Source organism: Thiorhodococcus drewsii AZ1, assembly GCF_000224065.1.
Taxonomy (GTDB): domain Bacteria; phylum Pseudomonadota; class Gammaproteobacteria; order Chromatiales; family Chromatiaceae; genus Imhoffiella; species Imhoffiella drewsii.
Window position 1 is genome coordinate 58,202 of sequence record NZ_AFWT01000018.1, and the last position, 24,257, is coordinate 82,458.

Below are 24,257 nucleotides of genomic sequence, written 5' to 3' on the forward strand. Positions count from 1 at the left end.
CGGAAGGCATCTGATCCGCATCTCTCTAAGTGCCGCGCAGCTGATGCTCCAGTTCGTTGAAGCTCGGTCTGAGCTCGGGTGGCATGGTCTTGCGGCCGAATTCGACTGCCACCTGCGGGCTGTAGCCCTGAACATTGGCGAGAATGCAGGCCTTGATGCATGCGAGGAAGCTCGTTTCCTGAGCGGCGAATTCCTCCATCATGCTGGCGATCGGGCTGACGAATCCATAGGCAACGAGGATGCCGGTAAGGGTTCCGACCAGGGCGGCGGCGACCAGGTTTCCAAGTTCCGACATGGGGCCGCCGAGCGCGGCCATGGTGTGGACGATGCCCAGCACGGCCGCCACGATACCGAAGGCGGGCAGGCCGTCGCCGACGCGCTGGATGGCTTGCGCCGGCTTCTCGGCATCGTGATGATGGGTCGCGAGTTCGACCTCCATGAGATTGTCGAGTTCGAAGGGATTCATGTTGCCGCTGACGACCAGTCGCATGTAGTCCGAGATGAATTCGCAGGCATGATGATTGCTGAGTAGCCTCGGATACTTCTGGAACAGGGGGCTGCTGGACGGCTCCTCAATATCGGATTCGATGCCCATCAGCCCTTCCTTGCGCGCCTTCGAGAACAGGGCATACATGAAGCCCATGGCGTCCATATAGTCGGCCTGCTTGTACTTCGACCCGATGAACAGCATGGGGATGGATTTGAGCGACTTGATGACGACGCTCATCGGGTTGGCGATGATGAATCCACCGAAGGCCGCGCCCAGGATGATGACGAGTTCGAATGGTTGCCAGAGGGCGGCGATATGGCCGCCGGCCAGGCTGAATCCACCGAGGACTGAGGCGAAGACGATGATGGCGCCAAGTATCAGCTTCACGCGACGGAATCCTCTTGGACGATGTTTGGCGTTGGCACGGTCCGCTTGAGAGGCGGCCTGCCAGCGGAAGATAATAATGAATTCGTGCCGCTCGTGCTTGGCCATCCATCGTGCGGGGCGGATCTATAGGCCGGCGATCAAAATGAGAGGAGGCCCCGAGCGTGCTTTCGAGCTGGTTGAGCAGGGTGACGGCGGAAGCCATGCCCGAAGAACTTCCCGTTTTGGCGCGGACGCGACGTCTTCTCCCTCTGGCGTTGGAGGACGAACTGGCCCCGAGACGCAAGGTTGCCATGGCGCTTATGGTGGATCCGGGTCTGGCCCTGCGGGTGCTGCAGTGCGCGAACGCCATCCCTCATCGCCATTTCGATGCCGAGGTCTCCATGCTGGAGGACGCCACGCACATGCTGGGAAGCCAGCGGCTGCTCGGCATCGCGACCGAGGCGAGCGTGGCGGAACAGGTGCTCGACGCCAATCGTTTGGAGCGCTACCGGCGTAGTGCCGGGCGCGCCGTGCTGGCGGCCCTTCTGGCCCAGGATTGGGCGCAGATCGATCGCGATCGGTTTCCCTCCGAGGTGAGTTTGGCCGCCCTACTGAACAATCTGGGCGAACTCTATCTGCTCGCGCATGGCGACGCTCGAATGGGGCGCTATCTGGAGATGGTCGAGGTGCTGCATATCTTTCCGCACGAGGCCGAGTACATGTCTCTTGGGGAGAGTCTCGAAGAGCTAGGTCATGTGCTGGCGGTGCGCTGGGGGTTGCCTGAGATGGTTCGGGAGGCGATGCGGGCTCGCAACGCCCAACACTTGAGAACGCTCTGCGTGATGTTGGCGACCCAGACGGCGCGTTATGCCTTTGCCGGATGGCGACATCCCGCGCAGTTCACCGACCTCCGCCTGGCCTCCGAGATGCTGGGTATGGACATCGCGTCCCTGATCCAGCGGGTGAATCATGTGGTGGAGGGCTTCAACCGAATCGGAGCGAACTACGGCATTACCACAGTTTTGCGTTTGCCCCTCAATACAGAGGGCGTTTTGATTTCCGGTGCCAGGCTCGCCGAGTCGACCAATGTCTGTCTGGCCCCGAGACGCGACGACTATCAGACCGCCGAGCGTTTGCTGCGGGCGGCGGAATCGGAGGAGCGAGAATCGCTTTTGAAGGTGTTGTTGCGCGGATTGCACCGGGGGCTCGGGTTGAACCGGGTCGTGTTCGCGAGCTATTCGGCCCGTGCCAATACCTTTCGGCCTGAGTCTCTGGTTGGGACGGATTTCGAGCCGGCCTTCAACCGTTTCAGTCTGTCGCTCGCCGAGGCCGGCTGTCTGGAGTTTCTGATGGAGCGCCCCGGGTCATTGTGGTTGAGCGACGAAAATGCTCCGGAGTTGCTGCCGCGCCTGCCGGCGCAGCTGTTGGAGTTGATCGGAGTCGAGCGCTTCTTTGTCATGTCGCTTTGGGTCGAAGGGCGTCCGATCGGCATGGTTTACGCCGATCGCCGCACTGCCGATTGTCGGCTCGATGCGGCGACCTTCGATGCTTTCCAACGCCTGGTGGGGCTGGCTGGGTTGGCCTTGGAACGGCGGCCGGCATGACTCGCCGGGGGCTTGCGAGTGTCAGTCGAGGTTCTGATCGCGGTCTTCGCTGCGGCGCTGGATGGTCATGCGCGCCTTCTCGACTGCCTCGTTGACCTGTCGCTGCATCCGATCCTGTTCCTCGTCGCTGAGGTGGGAGGCCAGGTCGATCGAGTGTCTGATGTAACGGGGTGGTAAATTGTTGAGTGCAACGCAGGCGAGATCCTCGATATAGGCTGCCTCGTCGGGTGCCTTATCCGTTTCGATGGCCTCTCGAATGCACTCCATGACGAGTCGCTCATAATAGTTGCCGATGTTGGATGGCATCTGCGTACCTGTTCGGGTAGATGGTGTCGTGGTATTGAATCGGGCGATGCCCTTGCGATCCGGGCCGTAAGATTCGATCTTAGCAAGTGTGGCCCTCTCGGTGTGAATCCCTTTCCCCTTGACCCTGAAGCGGTTAGGATCCTCCGGGCATAGTCTGGTTGGGCGTGGTGGCTGCATGAGGAAAGAGATCTGGCGCGATGTGCTTGGTGACGACCTCTCGGTGACCCTGGAGCTTGCGGTCGGTCCGAGCGAGCGCCCGATCACCGCAGGCGATGCCGCCGTGCGTCTGTTCGACGCGATTGCCATGCTTGAAGAGGGAGTGCAGGTCCGCTCCAAGGATGATCCTCCGGCGCCGGAGCTGCAACGGCTGGAAGTCAAGATCGATCTTTTGACCGATCTGGTTTCATCGTTGCTCGCCGATCGAATCCCGCAAGGCTCTGCCGTGACCGTGAGTGCCGATGGGTTGGTCCTTTCCGCCTGTGTGCTGTCACCGAGCTGCGATCGTATCGAGGTCTATCCCTGTCACTGGCTCGCTCAGCCGGTGGTCTTGGAACTGGGGCCGATTGTGCTGCGGGATGGCGCGTGTGGCGCGAGCTGGCGTTGTCGGGATCCGGGTCTCCGCGATGCGATCGGTCGATGGGTCTTTCGCATGCATCGACGTGAGGTGGCTCGGCGGCGAATGCGCGACGATCCACGCCAGGATGTGTCGCGACGTGGCGCCTAATGCCGTGTTTGACGGCTCCTATCCATCGAATTCGTTCAGTCATTTTAAGGATTGCGTAGGGTCTTATGGACTCGGGGAATCAGCACAGGTGTTGAGAATTGGTCTGCACGGTCAAGCGTCGGCGCGCATCGCGACCGCTTGTATCCTGGAATTCCTCGGTTGCGAGGTCTGCGAGGTGAAGGCTCCGGATGCGATTCCGTCGGGTCTTTCGGCGCTATGGCTGTGCGATACGCCGTCCGTGTTGGCACGAACGCTGGACGCAGTGCAGGATTCTCTCGCCGCGCCGCTGGTCTGTCAGCCCACGGAGGACCCTGGGCAGGAGGCGGCGAATCTGCGGCGACGTGCCTTCGTCGTCACCTCGCCCCTGACGCCCGGACAGGTCATTCAGGTTTTGCAGCGGTTGCAATGTGGAGTCGGACTCGACGCTGTGGCGGATGTCGGATTGGTCGGCCGTCATGTGACCATGCTCAACGTCAAGCGTCTCATCGCGCAGGTCGCCAACACGGATGCCACGGTACTGATCCTTGGCGAAACCGGATCAGGCAAAGAGGTCGTCGCTCGCGCCATCCATGCGGCCTCGAACCGCTCGGGCAAACCCTTCGTTGCGGTCAATTGCGGGGCCATCCCTCCAGATTTGCTGGAGAGCGAGCTGTTCGGGCATGAGAAGGGGGCCTTTACCGGCGCGTTCACTGCCCGTGCCGGACGTTTCGAGCTGGCTGACGACGGTGTTCTCTTTCTGGATGAGATTGGGGACATGCCTTTGCCGATGCAGGTCAAGCTGCTGCGCGTGTTGCAGGAGCGAACCTTTGAGCGGGTTGGTTCGAATAAGCCGCTGCAGACCAACGCACGCATCATTTCAGCGACCCATCGCAATCTGGAAGAGGCGGTGGACGCTGGAAATTTTCGGCAAGATCTCTTTTTTCGCCTGAACGTCTTTCCGGTTGATCTTCCTTCGCTGCGGGAGCGTCGCAGCGATATTCCGCTGCTGATCGCGACGCTGGAGCAGCGTCTGAAAGAGCAGGGGGCAACTCCGGCCAATCTGACCCCGGCCGTGATCGCGCATCTCGAATCGCACGCTTGGCCGGGAAATATCCGCGAACTGGCCAATTTGCTCGAACAGTTGTCCATTATGTATCCGGATCAGTTGGTCGATCTCGCCCAGCTGCCGTCGAAATTTCGGCCCTCTCAGCTGGATCCCGTGTTGGAGCCTCTTGAGTCGTCGCCCGCTGTCGGTTCGCATGAAGAGACCGTGCACGCTGGCACGGTGACGGGCCTGCCTCCGGAGGGGACCGAGCTGCGCGAATATATGAATGAGCTGGAGCGTCAGATGATCGTCATTGCCCTCACCGAGAATGATTTCGTGGTTGCGCGCGCGGCGCGACGTTTGGGGATGCGGCGGACGACGCTGGTCGAGCGGATGAGAAAGTTCGGTCTTGAGCGCGACGCCCGTGATGCGACGCAAGATCTCTGAACGCGACGGCCCGTGCGGAGTCGAAGCGTCAATATATTGTCTCTCCGAATCGGTCGCTCGTAGCGTTTGTCTCTCACGCCGCTTCGCCGGCTGACTTTGTTCGCGATTTTCTCATCCCTTCGGATGGCGCTCCCCATCGCCTGCGTCCGCGCAAGCCCCGTGTTCTGATCCTCGCGTCCCGATTGGGCGTTTCGCTGTCCTTCCGATTCGATCCGCGCGTCTCCCGTTCGTTTGTACGATGGCTCTGAATTTGCATGGACAGGGCATCGTTCCCATCACGCCAGGTATTGACTGGCATTTGGGGCAGGGCCCTGGCGAATCACGGAGACGGCAGATATGAGCGAAATGCAGATTCAGAATGTGCTGCAGCAGATGCGCGCACTCTCTCAGTCTGGCCGCGTTGAGGGAGCCGAGCCCGTCTCTAAAGTTGAGCCAGCCCGCGAGCTCGACGGGGAGGATTTCGCAAGCACGATGCGTGATGCCATTCGTTCCGTGAACCAGATTCAGAAAGAAGCAACGACCATGCAGACTCAATTCGAACTCGGCGACGCCAATGTCTCCTTGCCTCAGGTGATGGTGGCGATGAACAAATCCTCGATCGCCTTCGAGGCAACCAATCAGGTACGCAACCGGTTGCTGTCGGCCTACCAAGAAGTGATGAGCATGCAGGTCTAAGGGCGTTACGGTTGCGATAGCGGAGACACTCGTCAATGGCGTCCTCTCTCACCGCCGCTTTGTCAACGGGCCTCGATACGTTCAAGGAAATGTCCGTCGGGCGTCAGGTTGCGCTCATCGGAATGGTGACGGGCGGTATCGTGGCGGCCGCCGCCATCCTCTTCTGGGCCTTGAAGCCCACCTATGCCCCGCTGTTCGGACAGCTGGAGGAGGAGGAAGCGGCCGAGATCATGAAGTCCCTGACGCAGATGGGCGTGCCCTACAAGGTCGACAATGCCTCGGGTCGGATCGAGATTCCCAAACAGCGGGTCGCCGAGACCCGTTTGCTGTTGGCTGGGCAAGGGTTGCCGAAGAGCGCCGATATCGGTTTCGAACTCCTGCAACAGGATTCCGGGTTCGGAACCAGCCGCCTGATCGAGGGTGCCCGCTATCAGCGCGCGCTTGAGGGCGAGTTGGGGCGTTCCGTGGCGACGCTGGAGCCGGTCGAGTCGGCACGCGTGCATCTTGCCCAGGCCGAGCGCTCGGTCTTCGTGCGCGAACGTACGCCGCCGAGCGCCTCTGTGGTCGTGCGTCTCGCGGGAAATCGGAGTCTGACCGACGCCCAGGTTGCAGCGATCGTGCATCTGGTGTCATCGAGCGTCCCGGAGCTTTTGCCGGAGCGTGTGACCGTCGTCGATCAGACCGGCCGCCTCATGACCGCCAAGGACGATAACGAGGGAAGCAAGCTGACGCTCGATAATTTGGACTACACGCGGCGTGTCGAAGCGGGTTTCGTCGAACGTGTTCAGAGCCTGCTGACGCCCATCGTGGGGCGTGATCGGGTGCGGGTGCAGGTTGCCGCTGACGTGGATTTTTCACGGGTAGAGCGTACTCAGGAAAGCTACGATCCGGATCGCACGGCGATCCGTTCGGAACAGACCAGCGAGGAGGAGAAGATTGGCGCAGATCCAGCGATCGGGGGTATTCCCGGCGCGCTGACCAATCAGCCGCCGCAGGGCGGTATCACCGGGCGGCAGCAGCAGGCGGCCGATGCCTCCTCCGTCGTTCCGAGCAGTCGCAGCCAGCAGGCGACCCGCAACTACGAGGTCGATCGCACCATCGCTCACGTCCAGGAAACCCCTGGAGGAGTGAAGCGTCTATCGACGGCCGTGGTCATCGACTACCAGGATCAGACCAACGATCAGGGCGAGCCCGTGCGTGTCCCTCGATCCGAGGATGAGATGGACAAGATCCGCGCACTGGTGCGCGGGGCTGTCGGTTTCAACGAGGCTCGGGGCGATTCTCTGAATGTGAGCTCGGTCTCTTTTGTGCCTGATACACTTGATGATGAAGCGTCCAAGTTTTGGACCGAACCCTGGTTTCTCGAACTGGTCAAAATCGTCGGCGGTTTCCTGACAGCCCTGCTCGTTCTCCTCATGGTGGTCAAGCCGGCGTTACAGCAGTTGGTTCCCAAGCCTATTGAGTCGCAGGAGGCGCTCGAAGGTGCCGCTGGCGAGGATGGAACCCGCGCCCTGACTGATGAGTCTGGTGCGGGTGAGGATGGCGACGAGGGCGAGGAGGGTGACGAGGAGCAGCTGGCCTTGACCCAAGGTTCTTCGGGGATTGCTGCGCTGCTCGGACCCCGGGGGAATGAGCAGCAGAATATGGATCTCGAAGCCGTGCGTGAGATGATCAAAGAGGATCCCAAACTGGTCGTTCAAGTAATCAAATCCTGGTTGGATGGCGATGGCAACTGATCCCTCGAAAATGACCGGTCCCGAGCGGACTGCGGTTTTTATGATGAGCCTCGGCGAGGCGTCTGCGGCCGAGATCCTGCGCCACATGGGACCGAAGGAGGTTCAGAAGATCGGTACGGCGATGGCGTCCCTGGATAAGGTGACGCGATCGGATATCGACTATGTGCTGCGCGAGTTCTCGGAGGCCGTACAGGACCAAACCTCGCTCGGTGTTGGCGCCGACGACTATGTGCGCAGCGTGCTGATGTCTGCTTTGGGAGAGGACAAGGCGTCCGGCCTCATCGACCGGATTCTCCTCGGGCGCAATTCAAAGGGTTTGGAGGCGCTCAAGTGGCTCGATCCGCGCGCCATTGCCGAACTGATCCGCAACGAGCATCCCCAGATCGTCGCGATCGTGCTGTCGCATCTGGATCCGGATCAGTCGGCGGAGACCATGTCCTATTTGCCGGAGCGGATGCAGTCCGATCTGATTCTGCGCATCGCGACACTGGATGGTGTACAGCCGGCCGCCTTGCAGGAACTCGACGAGATCCTGGAGCAACAGCTCTCCGGTAAGAATACGGCGAAGTCTTCCATGATCGGTGGCGTCAAGGCTGCGGCCGAAATTCTGAATTTCGTGGATACGGCGCTCGAGTCCGTGATCATGGAGAGCGTCAATCAGGTCGACGAGGATCTGGCCGAGCGTATCCAGGAGCTGATGTTTGTCTTTGGCAATTTGGTCGGTGTCGACGATCGCGGCATCCAGACCCTGCTGCGCGAGGTCTCGACCGAATCCCTGGTGCTCGCCCTCAAGGGTGCCGAGGAGGAGCTCCGAGACAAGATCTTCAAGAATATGTCCAAGCGCGCCGCAGAGATGCTGAGAGACGACCTCGAAACCAAGGGCCCGGTTCGGGTCAGCGATGTCGAGGTGGCTCAGAAGGAAATTCTGGCTGTTGCCAGACGGCTTGCCGATAGCGGCGAAATCGTTCTCGGTGCCAAGGGTGGTGAGGGCATGTTGTGAGTCGCCTACGGGAAGCCGTGGTGGAGGATTTTGGCCCGGAGGTGCGCCGCTGGCTGCCGCCGGATGTCGGCGCCCCGCCACCTCCGCCCCCCGAGCCTCCCGAGCCCGAGATCGAGCCGCCTACCGAGGAGGAGGTTGCTGCCATCAAGGAGGAGGCGCGTCTTTCCGGTGCCGAAACGGGTTTTCGCGAGGGGTATCAGGCGGGCTACAAAGAAGGGCGCGAAAAGGCCGAGACTGAGGCGGCGGCCGAGTGTCAGGAGCGTGAGGCGCGCGAGCAGGAGTTGCGCGAGCAGACCGAGCAGCAGTTGCGCGAGACGGTCGCTGCCTTGGAGGGCATCGCTCACGACCTGGTCGATCCGCTGGCCTCGCTCGGCGACGACCTGGAGCCGGAACTTCTAACCTTGACGGTGACCTTGGCCGAGCGCGTGATCATGGATACGCTCGATCGGCGGCCCGAGCTATTGCAGGGCGTTCTGCGGCGTGCCTTGGATCAGTTGCCATCACGCCAGCATAAGATCCGGGTCCATGTCCATCCGGACGAACAGCAAATCCTCGAAACCTATGTCCAGACGCGGGACGAGGCCATTTCCTGGGTTCCGGATTCCGAGATGCGGCGCGGTGGTTGCATAGTAGACAGTGGTCCGAGCCGTATCGACGCCCGCTTTGAAACGCGTTTGCGCCAGGCAGTCGAGGCCATCTGGGGCGAGCTGGCGCAGCCTCTGACAGCGGCTGCTCCGGCAGAGGCTTCCGACACAGAGGCTACCGAAGAGGATGGGGCTCGACTCGATACGCATGAGTCGATAACGGATGCGCCAGAGCGCCCGATACGTCAGAGCCCGATACGTCAGAGCCCGATACGTCAGAGCCCGATACGTCAGAGCCCGATGCGTCAGAGCCCGATGCGTCAGAGCCCGATGCGTCAGAGCCCGATACGCCAGAGCCCGATGTGCCCGACCCCGATGCGTCGGAACCCGAGCCCCTTTCCGAACCCAAGACGGATCCAGGATCCAGTTGATATCAGCCCATGACACAGACCATTCGCGACCTTCAGGATCGGGGTGCCGGACAATTGGCGCTCGGTTTGCGCGAGCGCCTGGCGCAGTCGCGTCAGCGCGTCGAGAAGGCGCCAGATCCTCAGCCGGAGGGACGTTTGTCGCGCATGGTGGGCATGACGCTGGAGGCCGAGGGTATCCGTTTGCCGGTCGGGGGGCGGGCGGCCATTCATACCGTGAGCGGTCAGCGTCTCGGCGCCGAAGTCGTGGGTTTCAATGGCGAGCGAACCTTCCTGATGCCGGAAGGGCGGCTGGAGGGACTGATTCCTGGCGCTCGTATCGAGCCGCTGGAGCAGAGTCGTCGGATTCCCGTCGGTCCCGAGTTGCTGGGGCGCGTGGTGGACGCGCTCGGCAAGCCCTTGGATGGCGGTGGTCCTATCCGGACGCAGGAGGAGGTTCCGATCGAGGGGCGACCGATCAACCCGCTGACCCGGGTGCCGGTCAAGACTCCCCTGGATGTCGGGATCCGGGCGCTTAACGGGTTGCTGTCGGTCGGTCGTGGTCAGCGTCTCGGGTTATTCGCTGGCAGTGGCGTCGGTAAGAGCGTGCTGTTGGGGATGATGACCAAGCATACCGAGGCCGATGTGATCGTCGTGGGTCTGATCGGCGAGCGTGGCCGCGAGGTCAACGAATTCATCAGTGAAATCCTGGATGTCGAGTCGCGTAAACGGACGGTGGTGGTGGCGGTTCCCGCCGATCAGTCGCCACTCCTGCGTCAGCATGGGGCATGGGTCTCGACCACGATGGCCGAGTATTTTCGCGATCGAGGACTTAATGTGCTGCTGCTGATGGATTCATTGACGCGTTTCGCTCAGGGGGCACGTGAGATCGCCATGGCGATCGGCGAACCTCCGGCCACCAAGGGCTATTCGGCCTCCGTGTTTGCCCGTTTGCCGCAATTGGTCGAGCGTGCAGGCAATGGCGACGAGGGGGGCGGCTCCATCACGGCCTTCTATACGGTGCTCGCCGAGGGGGATGATCAGAACGATCCCATTGTCGATTCGGCGCGGGCCATCTTGGATGGACACGTGGTGCTTTCGCGCGATATCGCTGCGACCGGCCGCTATCCGGCGATCGACGTCGGTGCCTCGGTCTCGCGCGTCATGAGCGCTGTGGTGACCCCAGAGCATCAGAAAGCGGCCTACCGGTTTCGCAATTTGCTCGCGACCTATGAGAGCAACCGCGATCTGATCGCCGTTGGAGCCTACCGCAAGGGGTCCGATCCGCAATTGGACGAGGCGGTGGCCATGCACCCGCGGTTGGAGGCCTATTTGGGGCAGGATCGGACCGATGCGGCCGGGTTCGAGGCGTCTCGCCAGGCGTTGTTCGATCTGATCTCGGCGCCGAGCGGATTCAACCGAGGGTAGCCCGCATGAGCGTGAAACGTTTCCAGCGACTTCTCAAGATTCGCGAGGCCCAGGAGAACGAGGCAGCCGTCGGTTTGGCGGGGCGTCTCGCCGAACTGAATCGCGCCGAGTTGCAGCATAGGCAGTTGTCCGAGTACCAGAATCACTATCTCAACGCCTTGGTCCCCAACGATGTGAACATGCTGAAACAGTTGGGCTTGATGCACCAGCAATTACGCGAGGCGCTACAGCAGCAGGATCTGCGTGTCGCTGCGGCTCAATCTCAGGTCGATCAGGCCAGAGAGATCTGGTTGGAGCGGCATCAGGCGAGCCTTTCGCTGGACAAGCTGATCGAGCATCGTCGTCGGGCCGATGCTGTTCGGGATAATCGCAATCAACAGCGCGAGCAGGACATGTGGGCGACGCGCAAGGCGTTCCAGCAGAATCCTGATAACGACATGTAACTGAGCGAGGAGATTCGAGATGATGCAATCGAGCGGCTTGCAAGCCAGCCTGTCCGGTTTACTCGCGCAGTTGTTCGGCGGCCTTTCGGGCTCTGGCGATTCCCTGGATGAGGCGGGCAATTCGGGTTTTCTTGACGCCCTCGGTGGGCAGTTGAAAGAACTGCTGGTCGATCAAGGCGTGGATCCTGCTGAAATCGCCGCCGTCGACGGTCAGGAGTTGCTCGCACAGTTCGTGGCCTTGATCCAGGGGGCGCAACCGGTTCAGGACGAGCCAGATTTGGCGGATGGACTGGCGTTGGGCGTTTCGGATACATCGGATGATTGGCGCGAAACTCCGACGGATTTGCTAGGGCGCATTCTGGAGTCGACGTCTGCCGGGGCGGCGGTTGCCTCGGATCTGCTGGAATCCGGCTCGGACATGCATGCTTTCTTGTCCGAATTGACGACCCTGTCTGTCTCCCAAACCTCAACAGACAAGCTGGCGCGCCTTCTCGAATCGGCGCCCTCTGGGGTGACATCCGACGCTGACGGCCAGTCTATTTCCGCTGAGGCTGAGGTTGCCTCCGAGGTCGTGGGGGCTGACTCGAATGGTCGTTCTCCCTCGGCCGCCTTGGCCGCGTCTTCGGATCCGCGAGTGCGGACGGATCGGGTCGATCGTGCTCTGAATTCTGTCTCCGCTGAGGCTGATGTTGCCTCCGAGGTTGAGGGGGCTGACTCGAATGGTCGTTCTCCCTTGGCCGCCTCGGCCGCGTCTTCGGATTCGCGAGCGCGGACGGATCGGGGCGATCGTTCTCTGGATTCAGTTTCCGCTGATGCTGATGTTGCCTCTGAGGTCGTGGGGGCTGACTCGAATGGTCGCTCAGCGACTACGTCTCCGGCTTCCCAAGCTGTGATCGATCGGCTGGGGCGTCTCTTGGAGTCTGTGTCGCCGGGGAGTAAGGTTGATTCCGGCGTCGCTAATATCAGCTCGGACGTTCGTTCGCTTCTGTCCGATTTGGCTAGATTATCCGATGCCAGACGTGTGACGTCCTCGGTTTCCCCGTCGGTAGAGACTGGCCTGGGCTTGGGCGAGGCTGACGAAGGTGGCGCTGCGATGACGACTGCCGCGGCGGGTGCGCTTCAGCGACTTGTCGATGCCTTTGCCGATTCCGGTTCGGAGCACTTTGTCGCTCAAGTTGCCGCGAATCCGGCTGACGATGCGGTCTCGGATTCGTTGCCGTCGGCGGTGCGGCCATGGGGTGCCGGTGGTGTGGAGGACCGATTGAATCTGTCCTTGGATCGTGGCTCACCTTCAGGCATTGAGGAGGTCGTCGATAGTGGAATGGATCTCGTCGACTCTCAAGCGGATTTACTTCGCGAGGATGCCGATGCGGCTGTCACCGAGGATGACGCGTCGTTGACGGCCGCGACGGCTACGACCACGACCTCGCGGTCGGTGACGGGTGCTGGTTTGCAGCGGCCCGGTGCTTTGGATCTGTACAGGCTCCTGCAGCCGGGCGGTGAGGCGCCTCTCGGCGATCAGGTGAAATGGGTGTTGCGCGAGGGGCTTTCGAGGGCCGAGATGAAGTTACGGCCACCGAGTCTAGGCGGGGTGGATGTCAAGATCACCCAAGAGGGTGATAAGACGAGTGTCATCTTCGTCTCTCCGCATCCCATCGTGAGGGAGGTTCTCGAAGCGGCGATGCCGCGTTTGCGTGATGCGCTTGCTCAGGATGGAGTATCGCTCGCGCATCTGTCGGTCAGCGATCAGGGGGCTCAGGGCGGCGACACATCGCCCGGTCGAGATGGGGCTTCATCGAATGGGCTGTCTCAGCAGGCCGATGGAGACGATGCAGAAACGATCGGAGAGCCTCTGTTGATCAATACGACGGTTTCGGCCTTGTCGAAACGTCACGACTACTACATCTAATTGGTAGTCGCCTCCGCTTCGCCCGAGCGAGCGGTCTACCGGTCTCGATGAGACTATCCAGATAGACAAGACACCCAGGGGTGTGAAGCATGGCCGAAAAGAAGAAGAAAGAGGAATCCGCAGCAGAGGGTAAGGGGGGCGGGGGTAAGCTCAAGCTCATCATTTTGATTGTGTTGGTGCTGCTGATTCTCGGCGCTGGCGGGGGTGCGGCCTACTATTTCTTCGTTCTCGACAAGGCGGCGGAGACGACGGAGGAGGGCGCGGAGGCGTCGGAGGCCGAGGCTCAGCCGACTGAGCCAGAGTCTTCTGAGGCGATCGCCCCAGCATCCCCGCAGGATCCGGTGATCTATTACGCCCTTGAGCCTATCACTGTGAATATCACGGCGCCGGGGTCGGTGCGTTTCCTTCGCGTCAGTATCACCATTGCGACTCGGAACGAGAGAGTGGTTGCCGCTATCGAAAAGCACCTTCCGATGATTCGGAACGACCTCTTGTCCTATCTGTCGAGTCAGGATTCGGCCGCGCTCAATACGACCGAGGGTAAGGATAAGTTGCGCGAGGAATTGCATTCCATGATCTCTGCGGACTTGACGCGATCCGCCCAACCGTCCGATATCGTCAACGTGCTCTTCACGGATTTTGTGATGCAGTAAGGTAGGATTATGTCACAGCAGACCGATATCCTCAGTCAAGACGAGATCGACGCACTCCTGCATGGCGTCGACAGCGGTGATGTCGATACCGACGGAGAGGCATTTCCGGTCGACGGTCAAGCGCGATCCTATGATTTCGCGACTCAGGATCGTATCGTGCGTGGTCGCATGCCCACGCTCGATATGATCAATGAACGCTTTGCGCGCTATCTGCGTGTCCATCTCTTCAATATGCTGCGCCGTGCTTCGGAGATCTCGGTGATTGGCACCAGGGTCACCAAGTTCTCTGAGTATCTGCATTCGCTCTTTGTGCCGACGAGTCTGAACCTGCTTCGGGTGACCCCGCTGCATGGTACGGCTTTGATGGTGTTCGATCCTAAGCTGGTCTTCAGTTTGGTCGATAATTTCTTTGGCGGCGATGGACGTTTCTATTCGCGAATCGAAGGTCGAGACTTTACGCCGATGGAACTGCGCGTGATTCGAAGCCTACTCGATGCGGCGTTCGAGGATATGCAGAAGGCGTGGGAGCCTGTCATGGAGCTGCGTTTCGAGTTCCTCAATTCCGAGGTCAATCCACAATTTGCCAATATCGTGAGCCCGAGCGAGGTCGTTGTGATCAACGATTTTCATATCGAGCTCGAAGGTGGTGGAGGGAATCTGCATTTCACGCTTCCCTATTCGATGATCGAACCGATTCGCGAGCAGTTGGATACCGGATTGCAATCCGACCGTGCGGGTGTCGATAAGCGTTGGTTGCATGCCTTGCAGGAAGAGGTGCAATTGGCGGAGGTTCACATCAGCTCGGTGCTCGTCGAAAAGGATATGTCGGTTCGACAACTGCTGGACGTGCGTCCGGGAGACATCCTGCCTATCGAGTTTCCTGAGCATGTTATCCTCAATGTGGAGGACATCCCGATGTTTCGTGGCAAATTTGGTGTGTCGAACGGAATCAATGCGATCAAAGTCGATGAGGTATTAATCAAAAATTGATCGTTTGGCAGTTAAATGAATGAGTGATCGAGTCCTAATGTTTGAAAGCACGGGATGTTAGGTGACCGGTAACCATCGAGTGACGTTAATTCATGACTAGCGAGAGCGATATGGGCGCTGATCAAGATCCGAACGAGGCCATCGCCGACGATTGGGCTGCAGCCCTTCAGGAGCAGCAAGATAATTCCGACGATGATGGAACGTCTTCGGATCTGTCCGCGCATGGTGTTGCGGCCGCCGAATCCTCCGCGCGTGGGGGTTTCGCCTCGGCCTCTGCCGAGGCCTTGCAGGCTCAGCCGATGAGTCCGGAGGATTTCTCTGGTTGGCAGCCGGGCGACCCGCAGTCCGAAGTCAATCTCAACATGATTCTCGATGTTCCGGTCACCATTGCCATGGAGATTGGACGAACCAAGATTTCCATTCGGAATCTGTTGCAATTGAACCAAGGTTCGGTCGTGGAATTGGATCGGCTTGCTGGCGAGCCGCTCGATGTTCTCGTGAATGGGACTCTGATCGCGCATGGTGAGGTTGTCGTCGTCAACGAAAAATTCGGTATTCGTCTCACCGATGTCATTAGCCCAAGCGAGCGGGTCAGGAAGTTGAGATGAGTCATTGGATCCGTGCCGGTTCGATTCCGTCCCGCATGGTTCTGGGATTCGAGGTGGTGCTCATGGTCTCGCCGGTGCGTGCGGATGCGCTAGATTCTGGAGGGCATGCGGCAGCGGGATATCTGTCCCAACTGATCGGCGGGCTGGCTCTGGTCATCGTCGCGATTCTGATCTTCGCATGGCTCCTGCGGCGACTTTCGGGCGGTGCGATGCAGGGGCGTCAGGTGATCGATGTGTTGGCGGTTAAGCCGCTCGGAATGCGCGAGCGTTTGGTGCTGGTGCAGGTGGGCGGGGATCAGATATTGCTCGCTATGACTCCAGCCGGTATTCGGCATGTCCATACCTTGACCCAGGCGGTCGATCCGAGTCTCTGCGCTGAGTCCGCGACCCTTGATTTTGCGGCTCTGTTGCGGCGTTTCGGTGGGAAGGAGTTGGGTGGATGAGGTTTCCCTGGAGGACGATTGCGGTCCTGCTCCTCGGTTTCCTTCCGGGAGCCGTTTGGGCCCAGATCGGGGGGCTCAATGCGGTGACCGTGACCACGGCCCCGGATGGAGGGCAGGTCTATTCGGTGACCCTACAGATCCTCATCATCATGACGTTGCTGACGCTCCTGCCGTCGGCGCTGATTATGATGACCTCCTTCACGCGCATCATCATCGTGTTATCGCTCTTGAGGCAGGGGCTTGGGACGGCCCAGGCGCCATCCAGTCAGATTCTGCTCGGGCTGGCCTTTTTTTTGACGCTGTTCGTGATGGCGCCGGTTTTTCAGGACATTTACGACACTGCGATTCTGCCCTACATGGACGAAAAGCTCGGTACGGAAGAGGCGTTGGTCAAGGCGGCCAAGCCGTTGCGAACCTTTATGCTGGAGCAGACGCGTGAAACGGATCTGCAGATGTTCGCTGAGATCAAGGGTCTCGACGGATTCGAGTCGCCTGACGATATCCCGCTGACTCTTTTGGTGCCGTCCTTCGTCATCAGCGAGTTGAAGACCGCCTTCCAGATGGGCTTTCTGATCCTCATTCCCTTTCTCATCATCGATATGGTGGTCGCCAGTGTTCTGATGTCGATGGGTATGATGATGCTGTCTCCCATGATCATCTCGTTGCCGTTCAAGATCATGCTCTTCGTGCTCGTCGACGGCTGGTCGCTTCTGATGGGTACCCTGGCCCAGAGTTTTTACTCCTGAGGAGGTGTCCGATGACTCCCGAAATGGTGATCGACGTTGGAAAGGAGGCGGGTGAGATCGTCGTCCTGATGGCGGCTCCGCCCCTGCTTGCGGGCCTGGTGGTCGGTCTCATCGTGAGCCTGTTTCAGACCGCGACCTCGATCCAGGAAATGACGCTCACTTTCATCCCCAAACTGCTCGCAGTGGGGGCGGCATTGGTGCTGGGTGGTCACTGGATGTTGTCGCTCATCACCGATTACATTATCCGGCTTTATCACAGCATTCCCAATATGATCGGCTGACGGGCGGCGTCCCTCAATCACTCGGATGACCTTTGCGGCCGACGACATCCTGCTGTGGGTCGGTGCGATCATGTGGCCTTTCGTGCGCATCAGCGCCATGCTTCTGGTCGCGCCCGTCTTCGGTGGGCGTAATGTGAATGCGCGGGTGCGTCTCGGACTCGGGTTGCTGCTCGCGCTGGTTGTGGCGCCCGATCTCAAGCCCGTTCCCGAGATCGATCCCTTGAGTCTTGAAGGACTGGTCGTGGCCGTCCACCAGGTGATCATCGGTGTCGCCATGGGATTCGTGGTGCAACTCGTCTTTGCGGCACTGGTTCTGGCGGGCGAGAGCATCGCGATGTCGATGGGGTTGGGGTTCGCCTCGGCCCTGGATCCGGTTAGCGGAATCCAGGTGCCCTTGGTGTCTCAGTTCTACACGGTTCTGGCGACACTCATTTTTCTTGCGCTCAACGGCCATCTGGTCCTGATCGATCTCCTGCTACGCAGTTTTCAGACGCTCCCGATCGCCTCGGCTGGGATCTCGACCGATGATCTCTGGGCCGTGGTTCGGTTTGCCAGTGCCATGTACTCCAGCGCCTTGTTGATCGCTATTCCATCGGTGGCATCATTGTTGCTTATAAATATCTCAATGGGGGTCGTTACGCGTGCCGCTCCCCAGCTCAATATCTTCGCGGTGGGGTTTCCCGTGACCCTGTTCGCGGGTTTCATCATTATCCTGCTGACTCTGCCTCAGCTGAGCGTTCGGGTCGGTGAGTTGTTGATGCTGGCCGTTCGGCTCGTTCGGCAGCTCGTGGGGGCTTGAGATGGCCGAGAACGAAAATGGCCAGGAAAAATCGGAGGCGCCGACCGGAAAGCGTGTGCGCGATGCGCGTGAAAAGGGTCAGATCGCTCGCTCGCGCGAACTCAATACCGTCGTCGTGCTCTTGGCTGGCGCGACGTCGCTCTTGTTGTTTGGTGGCTATTTCGGGACTCGAATCGCAAATTTGATGACGGACGCCCTCGATCTGGAGCGCGGATTGATCTTCGATCCCGCGCTCATGATCACGCATCTGGCGGCGCTGATTGAGCGTGCCCTTCTGATCCTGGCGCCTCTGTTCATGATCTTGGTTGTTGTTGCCTTGCTAGGCCCCTTGCTGATTGGCGGGATCAATTTCTCGAGCCAAGCGATCACCCCCAAGTTCTCCAAGCTGAATCCGATCACTGGTATCAAGAAGGTCTTTTCCGTGACGGGGCTGATGGAGTTGGTCAAGGGTATCGGAAAGTTCGTTCTTGTCGCCTTGGTTGCTGGTCTGGCGATCAAGGTGATCTGGGGTACCCTGTTGGCGCTGGGCGATCAGCCAGTTGAACAGGCCATCATTCAGACGGGCCGTATGGCTGCGTGGGTCTTTCTGATCGCTTCGATCGCCCTCATCGCGGTTGCGGCGATCGATGTGCCTTTTCAGATTTGGAATCACACCAAACAGTTGAAGATGACCCTGCAGGAGGTCAAGGACGAGTTCAAGGAAACAGAGGGTAAGCCGGAGGTCAAAGGGCGCATCCGTCAATTGCAGATGGAGGCGTCTCGGCGCCGCATGATGACCGAGGTGCCCAAGGCCGACGTGGTGATCACCAATCCGACGCATTACGCGGTTGCGCTTCAGTATCAGCCAGCGACCATGCGTGCGCCGCGTCTGCTGGCCAAGGGGACGGACGCGACAGCCAAGGTGATTCGCGAAATCGCCGAGGAGCATCAGATCACGCTGGTTGAAGCGCCGCGTGTCGCGCGCGCCATCTATTTTACCACCGATCTCGATCAGGATATTCCCGGTGGGCTGTTTGTGGCGGTGGCCCGCATTCTGGCCTACGTCTATCAGCTCAAGCGCGATGACCTGGATGTCGACTTGCCTGACGAACTGCCGGTTCCTGATGAGTATCTGGATCCGCAGAGTGCTCGGCGGGCGCGGAGATAATCTGGATGACAACCCTCGTTGAACGTCTCGGCGGGATCGGGCGTCTCGGTCTGGGGGCGCCCGTCCTGCTCATCGCGTTGCTCGCGATGCTGGTGCTGCCGCTACCGCCCTTTTTGCTCGACCTGCTGTTCACCTTCAATATCGCACTATCCCTGATTGTGGTGATGGTGGCCGTCTATACGCCGCGGCCGGTCGAGTTCGCCGCCTTTCCCACGGTGCTTTTGTTGGCGACTCTGTTGAGGTTGGCGCTCAATGTGGCCTCGACACGGGTCATTCTCCTGAATGGCGGCTCGGGAACCGAAGCGGCCGGGAAGGTCATCGAGGCCTTTGGCGAGTTCGTGTTGGGTGGAAATTTCGCCATCGGCGTGGTGGTGTTCACTATTCTGGTCATCATCAATTTCGTGGTTATCACCAAGGGTGCGGGGCGTGTTTCCGAGGTCACTGCCCGCTTCACCCTCGATGCCATGCCCGGCAAACAGATGGCGATCGACGCCGATCTGAACGCTGGTCTTATCTCTCAGGAAGATGCCCGCAAACGGCGCGAAGGTGTCGCTGAAGAGGCTGACTTCTACGGGTCCATGGATGGTGCCAGTAAGTTCGTTCGTGGCGATGCCATGGCGGGCATACTCATCCTTTTCATCAATGTGCTGGGTGGGATCTTCATCGGGACCACTCAGCAGGATATGACCTTCGCGGATGCGGCGAACAATTTCGTCCTCTTGAGTATCGGGGATGGGTTGGTCGCTCAGATTCCCTCATTGCTGCTCTCGTCTGCCACGGCCATCATCGTGACCCGTAGCACGACCTCCCAGGACATGGGGCAGCAGGTCTTCAGTCAGATGTTCGCGAATCCGCGCGCGCTCTATGTAGCGTCGGGGATTCTCGGTGTCCTGGGGTTGATCCCCGGTATGCCGAATCTCGTGTTTCTTGGTCTGGCTTCGATGCTGGGTGGTGTCGGGTATCTAAACGCGCGCAAACCCGCCGCCGATGATTCCGAGGTGGTCGAGCGTCTGCCAGAGGGGGTGGAACTGCCAGCGCCCGAGGACCGCGATCTGTCCTGGGATGATGTTCCTGCAGTCGATCTGGTTTCCCTGGAGGTGGGGTATCGTCTGATTCCCTTGGTCGACCGCAGTCAGGACGGGCAGCTCATGGGGAGGATCAAGGGGATTCGGCGCAAGCTGTCTCAGGAGTTCGGTTTCCTTATCCAGCCGGTGCATATTCGCGACAACTTGGAGTTGGGGCCCAATCAGTACCGAATTTCGTTGTTGGGGGTGACGGCGGCGGAGGCGGAGGTCTTTCCGGATCGCGAGCTGGCCATCAATCCCGGTCAGGTCTACGGGTCGGTGGCGGGGACTCCGACCAAGGACCCCACCTTCAATCTGGACGCGCTCTGGATCGATCCGGCCGATCGGGAATCGGCTCAAGCCGCCGGTTATACGGTCGTCGATACGGCGACGGTCATCGCGACCCATCTGTCTCAAGTGTTCCGTGAGAATGGACATCGTCTGATCGGTCACGAGGAGGTTCAGCACCTGCTCGATCAGTTGGCGCGGCGTTCGCCCAAACTCGTCGAGAACCTCTTCTCGTCCAAGGTGCTCTCCTTGGGTGTGGTGCTCAAGGTTCTTCAGAATCTCCTGGCTGAGCAGGTCTCCATCCGCGATCTGCGCACGATCGCCGAAACATTGGCGGAGCGTGCGGTGAAGAGTCAGGATCCCGCCGCTTTGACCGCTGCCGTGCGCGTCGCCTTGTCGCGCTCGATCGTTCAGGATCTCGTCGGTCCGGAGGAAGAGCTGCCTTTGATTGCATTGGACCCAGCCCTGGAACAGCTTTTGCATAAGTCGCTGCAGGGCAGCCAAGGCGAAACCGTCGGTATCGAGCCTGGGTTGGCCGAGCGGGTGCAACGGTCGGTGATGGATGCCGCTCGGCGCCAGGAGTCGGAGGGAGCGCCCGCGATATTGGTGGTGGCCCCCGAGATCCGGTCTTGGATCGCCGGTTGGTTGCGGGGGGCGGTGCGTAATCTGGCCGTGCTGGCATTCACCGAGATCCCCGACAACCGACGGATTCGGGTCGTGGCCACCGTTGGAAAGAGCGAGCCGGCTCAGGCGCGGGCGTGATTCAACGAACAGGAGCAGATAGATGAATGTACGGCGATACAGGGCACGTGACATGCGCGATGCGATGCGCCAGGTGCGCGAGCATCAGGGGTCGGACGCGGTCATTCTGTCGAGCCGTCGTGGCGATGACGGATTGCTTGAGGTGGTCGCCTCGCTCGATGCTGCGCCCGAGGCCGGTTCGTCGTCATTCGCTCAGGGTCTTGGGGAATCGATCCCTGTCGATCCCCAGTTGGCGGCCATGCGCCGGGAAATCTGCGATCTGCGGACCCTGTTGATGCAACAGCAGGCGTTGTCGGAGAGTGATCAATGGGCTGCGCGTCATCCGCTGGCGTCCCAGTGTATCGGGCGTTTGATGCGGAGCGGCTTCTCGGAGAAGCTCGCTCGCAGCCTGACCGGGGGCGTTCAAGAGGATAGTTCGGAGGAGATGGCGTGGTCCAGATTGCGCTCGCGCCTTTCGGCCTCCATCGCTACGACATCCCCCACCGTGCTCGATCAGGGTGGTATGCTCGCGCTCGTGGGTTCGACTGGGGTTGGCAAGACGACGACCCTGAATCGGCTCGCGCTGCGTCAGATTCGCCGGATGGGCCCCGATTCGGTAACCCTGGTGACGCTCGACAGACAACGCATCGGCGCCTATAAGCAGCTACAGGCATTCGGTCAGATGGCCGGGATCCCGGTGATGTTGTTGGAGAGCGAGCGGGATCTGACCGCCTTGACCAATCGGGCGACAGAGGGGAAGCTGGTCCTGATCGACACTCAAGGCCAGGCGGCGCGGGATGCGGCGGAACGGCGTCTCTTCGCCCAGGTACGCAACGAAGTCGACCTGGAAACTTGGCTGGTTGTCGCCGCGACCCATCAGTCGGCCGTTTTGAGGCAGGTGCTGCAGTCGTTCCAGGTATGCGATCCGGCTGCACTGGTCTTGACCAAGGTCGACGAAGCGGAACAATTGGGCGAAACCCTGTCGGTGCTCTTGGAGCAGCGTACCGGTCTGGTTTTCTATTCCGATGGCCAGCGACTCGACGAAGATTTTCACAAAGCGGACACCATGTATCTTACGCGCCTCGCATTGCAGGAACCCGCCTATTCGGTTCCCCCTCCGCAAGACCGGGATGCCATGCTAATCAACTCGGTTTCGGTCGGCAGAGTGCCAGCTACTTCGCAGACTCAGACCTTGCGAGATGGTATGGTATTGGAGTCGATAGTGCCTTTCAGGAAGGCCCTTCATGCAGCCTACTAGGACTCGGCCGCTCACGAGCATTGCGATCGCCAGCGGCAAGGGTGGAGTTGGAAAGACCAATGTCGCCGTCAATCTCGCCGTTGGTCTGGCGCGGATGGGGCGTCACGTGATGCTGTTCGATGCCGATCTTGGTTTGGCCAATGCCGATCTTCTTTTGGGATTACGGCCGACGAAAACGCTGCACGATCTGGTGGTCGGTCGGGCTGACTCGCTGGAAGAGATCCTCGTGGAAGGGCCTCACGGCTTGATGTTGGTGCCTTCGGCCTCCGGCATCGGCTCCATGGCCAATTTGACACCGGCCGAGCATGCCGGATTGATTCGTGCCTTCAGTAGCTATCAGAGTCCGCTCGATGTGCTGATCGTGGATACGGCCGCCGGTGTGCAGGATTCGGTGACCAGTTTCTGTCGGGCGGTTCAGCATGTCTTCGTTGTTGTCTGCGACGAGCCGGCCTCCTTGACGGATGCCTATGCGCTGATCAAGGTACTGCACCAAGAACAGGGGCTGAGACGATTTCGGGTGATTTGCAATATGCTGCGTTCGCCCGAATCTGGTCGTAGGTTGATGCATAAACTCACGGCAGTCTGTCATCAGTATCTGCCCGATGTGGTTTTAGAGGCTGCGATCAGTATCCCGATGGACGACAATCTGCGTCGTGCGGTTGTCAAGCGGGAGCCGGTCGTGAGCCTGTTTCCCGGTAGTCCATCGGGGCGAGCCTTCATTGAGCTCGCCCGACACATGGACCGTTGGACCGCGGCCGAGACCGACATAGGCGGAATCGGCTTTTTCGTTGAACGGATGTTGCAAAGTGCCTGATGGTCCCCAATCGCTCGCGATCAGGATATCCAGATGTCGCCAACCAGTCGGAGCGGCTGGTTGCGACTAATATCGATCTCGTGCGGCGTATCGCCCATCATCTTGCGGCGCGTTTGCCGGCCTCGGTTCAGGTCGAGGACCTGGTTCAATCGGGCATGGTGGGTTTGATCGAGGCTGCACGGCAGTTTCAGACCGGGCAGGGGGCGACCTTCGCGACCTATGCGGGAATCCGCATTCGCGGCGCCATGATTGACGAACTGCGTCGCGCCGACTGGACGCCACGCTCCGTGCACCGCAATACGCGGCGCATCTCGGAGGCGATCCAGCAGGTGGAGGGGCGAGAGGGTCGCGCGGCGAGCGATCGCGAAATCGCGCAGGCGTTGGGCGCCTCGCTCGACGAGTATCATATGATGCTCCAAGATTCTGCCAGCTCGCAGATCCTGGGGTTGGAGGGGCTATTCGGCGAGGATGCCGAGCCGGATCGGATGTTGCCTGGGGGCGATGCGGCTCCGCTTGAACACCTGGAACGTGAACAGTTTCGCGATGCCGTGGTCCAGGCCTTGGCGGGGTTGCCAGACAAGGAACGTCTGGTGCTTGCGCTCTATTATGATGAAGAATTGAACTTAAGAGAGATCGGTGGCGTCATGGGCATCACCGAATCGCGTGTGAGCCAGATTCGCAGCCAGGCACTGCACCGGCTGCGCGTCCGTTTGCAGGAATGGATCCACGAGGCTGGCTCGTGAATGTCAACCCGACCAATGCCATTGGGAGCTTTGTGTGGACAAAGGCATGAAAATCCTCGTCGTGGACGATTTCTCCACGATGAGACGCATCATCAAGAATCTGCTGCGTGAACTGGGGTTCAATAACACCACGGAGGCGGATGACGGGAGTACCGCGCTTCCGATGTTGAAGGGCGGCAACTTCGATTTCCTCGTAACTGACTGGAACATGCCCAATATGGAGGGTATCGAGCTGCTGCGCGCCGTACGTGCGGATCCCGAGCTCAAGTCGCTTCCAGTGCTTATGGTCACGGCCGAGGCCAAGCGCGATCAGATCGTTGAGGCCGCCCAAGCGGGCGTCAACGGGTATATCGTCAAGCCCTTCACGGCCGAGACCCTCAAGGAGAAGATCGACAAGATCTTCGAGCGTATTGAGGCGGGGTGATCCAACGGGTGTCCGCGCGGATTGTCTCCATGGCGCCCAGCCGGTTCATGGAGCGTGGATGTTCATCATCGGCGCGACGTTGCGGCATCCGAATTTCTGGTCAAGATTGACCAAG

The 24,257-nt window shown here is 60.1% G+C and carries 25 protein-coding genes; 23 read left to right on the forward strand and 2 right to left on the reverse strand.

The features are described from left to right. Nucleotides 1–25: 25 nt before the first annotated feature. Nucleotides 26–877, reverse strand: coding sequence for a flagellar motor stator protein MotA (motA, locus tag THIDRDRAFT_RS13435; protein ID WP_040844876.1), 852 nt, complete (start codon nucleotides 875–877; stop codon nucleotides 26–28). A 200-nt stretch (nucleotides 878–1,077) separates the two neighbouring features. On the opposite strand from motA, the gene THIDRDRAFT_RS13440 reads away from it, so the two are divergent. Then, complete coding sequence (locus THIDRDRAFT_RS13440; protein WP_050984724.1) at nucleotides 1,078–2,460, forward strand: HDOD domain-containing protein; 1,383 nt, start codon at nucleotides 1,078–1,080, stop codon at nucleotides 2,458–2,460. 21 nt (nucleotides 2,461–2,481) lie between these two features. Here THIDRDRAFT_RS13440 and THIDRDRAFT_RS13445 read toward each other — a convergent pair whose 3' ends face one another. Next, entirely contained in the window at nucleotides 2,482–2,766 is a 285-nt protein-coding gene (locus tag THIDRDRAFT_RS13445; protein WP_007041405.1) for a late competence development ComFB family protein, read from the reverse strand. A gap of 175 nt (nucleotides 2,767–2,941) precedes the next feature. On the opposite strand from THIDRDRAFT_RS13445, the gene THIDRDRAFT_RS13450 reads away from it, so the two are divergent. The 22 genes from THIDRDRAFT_RS13450 to cheY all read left to right on the forward strand — a co-directional run bounded on the left by THIDRDRAFT_RS13450 (nucleotide 2,942) and on the right by cheY (nucleotide 24,142). Then, on the forward strand, nucleotides 2,942–3,490 hold the full coding sequence (locus THIDRDRAFT_RS13450; protein WP_007041406.1) for a PilZ domain-containing protein: 549 nt from the start codon (nucleotides 2,942–2,944) through the stop codon (nucleotides 3,488–3,490). Nucleotides 3,491–3,581: 91 nt separating this feature from the next. Beyond that, nucleotides 3,582–4,961 (forward strand): sigma-54 interaction domain-containing protein, encoded by a 1,380-nt coding sequence (locus tag THIDRDRAFT_RS13455; RefSeq protein ID WP_040844878.1) that lies wholly within the window; start codon nucleotides 3,582–3,584, stop codon nucleotides 4,959–4,961. Nucleotides 4,962–5,297: 336 nt separating this feature from the next. After that, nucleotides 5,298–5,636, forward strand: coding sequence for a flagellar hook-basal body complex protein FliE (gene fliE, locus THIDRDRAFT_RS13460; protein ID WP_007041408.1), 339 nt, complete (start codon nucleotides 5,298–5,300; stop codon nucleotides 5,634–5,636). A 35-nt stretch (nucleotides 5,637–5,671) separates the two neighbouring features. Then, the gene (fliF, locus tag THIDRDRAFT_RS13465; protein WP_007041409.1) at nucleotides 5,672–7,372 is read left to right on the forward strand and encodes a flagellar basal-body MS-ring/collar protein FliF; all 1,701 of its coding nucleotides are present in this window, start codon (nucleotides 5,672–5,674) and stop codon (nucleotides 7,370–7,372) included. Next, the gene (fliG, locus tag THIDRDRAFT_RS13470; RefSeq protein WP_425358441.1) at nucleotides 7,356–8,372 is read left to right on the forward strand and encodes a flagellar motor switch protein FliG; all 1,017 of its coding nucleotides are present in this window, start codon (nucleotides 7,356–7,358) and stop codon (nucleotides 8,370–8,372) included. The genes fliF and fliG overlap by 17 nt, the downstream gene beginning before the upstream one ends. After that, complete coding sequence (locus THIDRDRAFT_RS13475; protein WP_007041411.1) at nucleotides 8,369–9,400, forward strand: FliH/SctL family protein; 1,032 nt, start codon at nucleotides 8,369–8,371, stop codon at nucleotides 9,398–9,400. The genes fliG and THIDRDRAFT_RS13475 overlap by 4 nt, the downstream gene beginning before the upstream one ends. Beyond that, nucleotides 9,397–10,791, forward strand: a complete 1,395-nt coding sequence (locus THIDRDRAFT_RS13480; RefSeq protein WP_007041412.1) for a FliI/YscN family ATPase — start codon at nucleotides 9,397–9,399, stop codon at nucleotides 10,789–10,791. The genes THIDRDRAFT_RS13475 and THIDRDRAFT_RS13480 overlap by 4 nt, the downstream gene beginning before the upstream one ends. Nucleotides 10,792–10,796: 5 nt before the next feature. Beyond that, nucleotides 10,797–11,234, forward strand: coding sequence for a flagellar export protein FliJ (gene fliJ, locus THIDRDRAFT_RS13485; protein WP_007041413.1), 438 nt, complete (start codon nucleotides 10,797–10,799; stop codon nucleotides 11,232–11,234). A gap of 1,093 nt (nucleotides 11,235–12,327) precedes the next feature. Further along, nucleotides 12,328–13,143, forward strand: a complete 816-nt coding sequence (locus tag THIDRDRAFT_RS26190; RefSeq protein ID WP_159105413.1) for a flagellar hook-length control protein FliK — start codon at nucleotides 12,328–12,330, stop codon at nucleotides 13,141–13,143. Between the two features lie 89 nt (nucleotides 13,144–13,232). Next, the gene (locus tag THIDRDRAFT_RS13495) at nucleotides 13,233–13,796 is read left to right on the forward strand and encodes a flagellar basal body-associated FliL family protein (RefSeq protein ID WP_007041415.1); all 564 of its coding nucleotides are present in this window, start codon (nucleotides 13,233–13,235) and stop codon (nucleotides 13,794–13,796) included. A 9-nt stretch (nucleotides 13,797–13,805) separates the two neighbouring features. Then, nucleotides 13,806–14,786 carry a flagellar motor switch protein FliM gene (gene fliM / locus THIDRDRAFT_RS13500; RefSeq protein ID WP_007041416.1) on the forward strand — a complete coding sequence of 327 codons (981 nt, stop codon included), beginning with the start codon at nucleotides 13,806–13,808 and terminating at the stop codon, nucleotides 14,784–14,786. Between the two features lie 92 nt (nucleotides 14,787–14,878). After that, the gene (gene fliN, locus THIDRDRAFT_RS13505; protein ID WP_007041417.1) at nucleotides 14,879–15,394 is read left to right on the forward strand and encodes a flagellar motor switch protein FliN; all 516 of its coding nucleotides are present in this window, start codon (nucleotides 14,879–14,881) and stop codon (nucleotides 15,392–15,394) included. Continuing rightward, the gene (gene fliO, locus THIDRDRAFT_RS13510) at nucleotides 15,391–15,837 is read left to right on the forward strand and encodes a flagellar biosynthetic protein FliO (RefSeq protein ID WP_007041418.1); all 447 of its coding nucleotides are present in this window, start codon (nucleotides 15,391–15,393) and stop codon (nucleotides 15,835–15,837) included. Before fliN ends, fliO begins: the two co-directional genes overlap by 4 nt. Beyond that, nucleotides 15,834–16,583 (forward strand): flagellar type III secretion system pore protein FliP, encoded by a 750-nt coding sequence (fliP, locus tag THIDRDRAFT_RS13515; protein ID WP_007041419.1) that lies wholly within the window; start codon nucleotides 15,834–15,836, stop codon nucleotides 16,581–16,583. Before fliO ends, fliP begins: the two co-directional genes overlap by 4 nt. Before the next feature lie 11 nt (nucleotides 16,584–16,594). Next, nucleotides 16,595–16,864, forward strand: coding sequence for a flagellar biosynthesis protein FliQ (gene fliQ, locus THIDRDRAFT_RS13520; protein ID WP_007041420.1), 270 nt, complete (start codon nucleotides 16,595–16,597; stop codon nucleotides 16,862–16,864). Between the two features lie 25 nt (nucleotides 16,865–16,889). Beyond that, nucleotides 16,890–17,663: a flagellar biosynthetic protein FliR gene (gene fliR / locus THIDRDRAFT_RS13525; protein ID WP_007041421.1), complete on the forward strand. Its 774-nt coding sequence runs from the start codon at nucleotides 16,890–16,892 to the stop codon at nucleotides 17,661–17,663. A gap of 1 nt (nucleotide 17,664) precedes the next feature. Continuing rightward, a complete protein-coding gene (flhB, locus tag THIDRDRAFT_RS13530) occupies nucleotides 17,665–18,810 on the forward strand; it encodes a flagellar biosynthesis protein FlhB (RefSeq protein WP_007041422.1) in 1,146 nt (381 codons plus the stop codon). A gap of 5 nt (nucleotides 18,811–18,815) precedes the next feature. Continuing rightward, nucleotides 18,816–20,924: a flagellar biosynthesis protein FlhA gene (flhA, locus tag THIDRDRAFT_RS13535; RefSeq protein ID WP_007041423.1), complete on the forward strand. Its 2,109-nt coding sequence runs from the start codon at nucleotides 18,816–18,818 to the stop codon at nucleotides 20,922–20,924. Between the two features lie 22 nt (nucleotides 20,925–20,946). Beyond that, nucleotides 20,947–22,161 carry a flagellar biosynthesis protein FlhF gene (locus tag THIDRDRAFT_RS13540; protein WP_007041424.1) on the forward strand — a complete coding sequence of 405 codons (1,215 nt, stop codon included), beginning with the start codon at nucleotides 20,947–20,949 and terminating at the stop codon, nucleotides 22,159–22,161. Next, entirely contained in the window at nucleotides 22,148–22,975 is an 828-nt protein-coding gene (locus THIDRDRAFT_RS13545; protein ID WP_007041425.1) for a MinD/ParA family protein, read from the forward strand. Before THIDRDRAFT_RS13540 ends, THIDRDRAFT_RS13545 begins: the two co-directional genes overlap by 14 nt. Beyond that, nucleotides 22,975–23,718, forward strand: coding sequence for an RNA polymerase sigma factor FliA (locus THIDRDRAFT_RS13550; protein WP_007041426.1), 744 nt, complete (start codon nucleotides 22,975–22,977; stop codon nucleotides 23,716–23,718). Before THIDRDRAFT_RS13545 ends, THIDRDRAFT_RS13550 begins: the two co-directional genes overlap by 1 nt. A gap of 46 nt (nucleotides 23,719–23,764) precedes the next feature. Continuing rightward, a complete protein-coding gene (gene cheY, locus THIDRDRAFT_RS13555; protein ID WP_007041427.1) occupies nucleotides 23,765–24,142 on the forward strand; it encodes a chemotaxis response regulator CheY in 378 nt (125 codons plus the stop codon). Nucleotides 24,143–24,257: the final 115 nt, after the last annotated feature.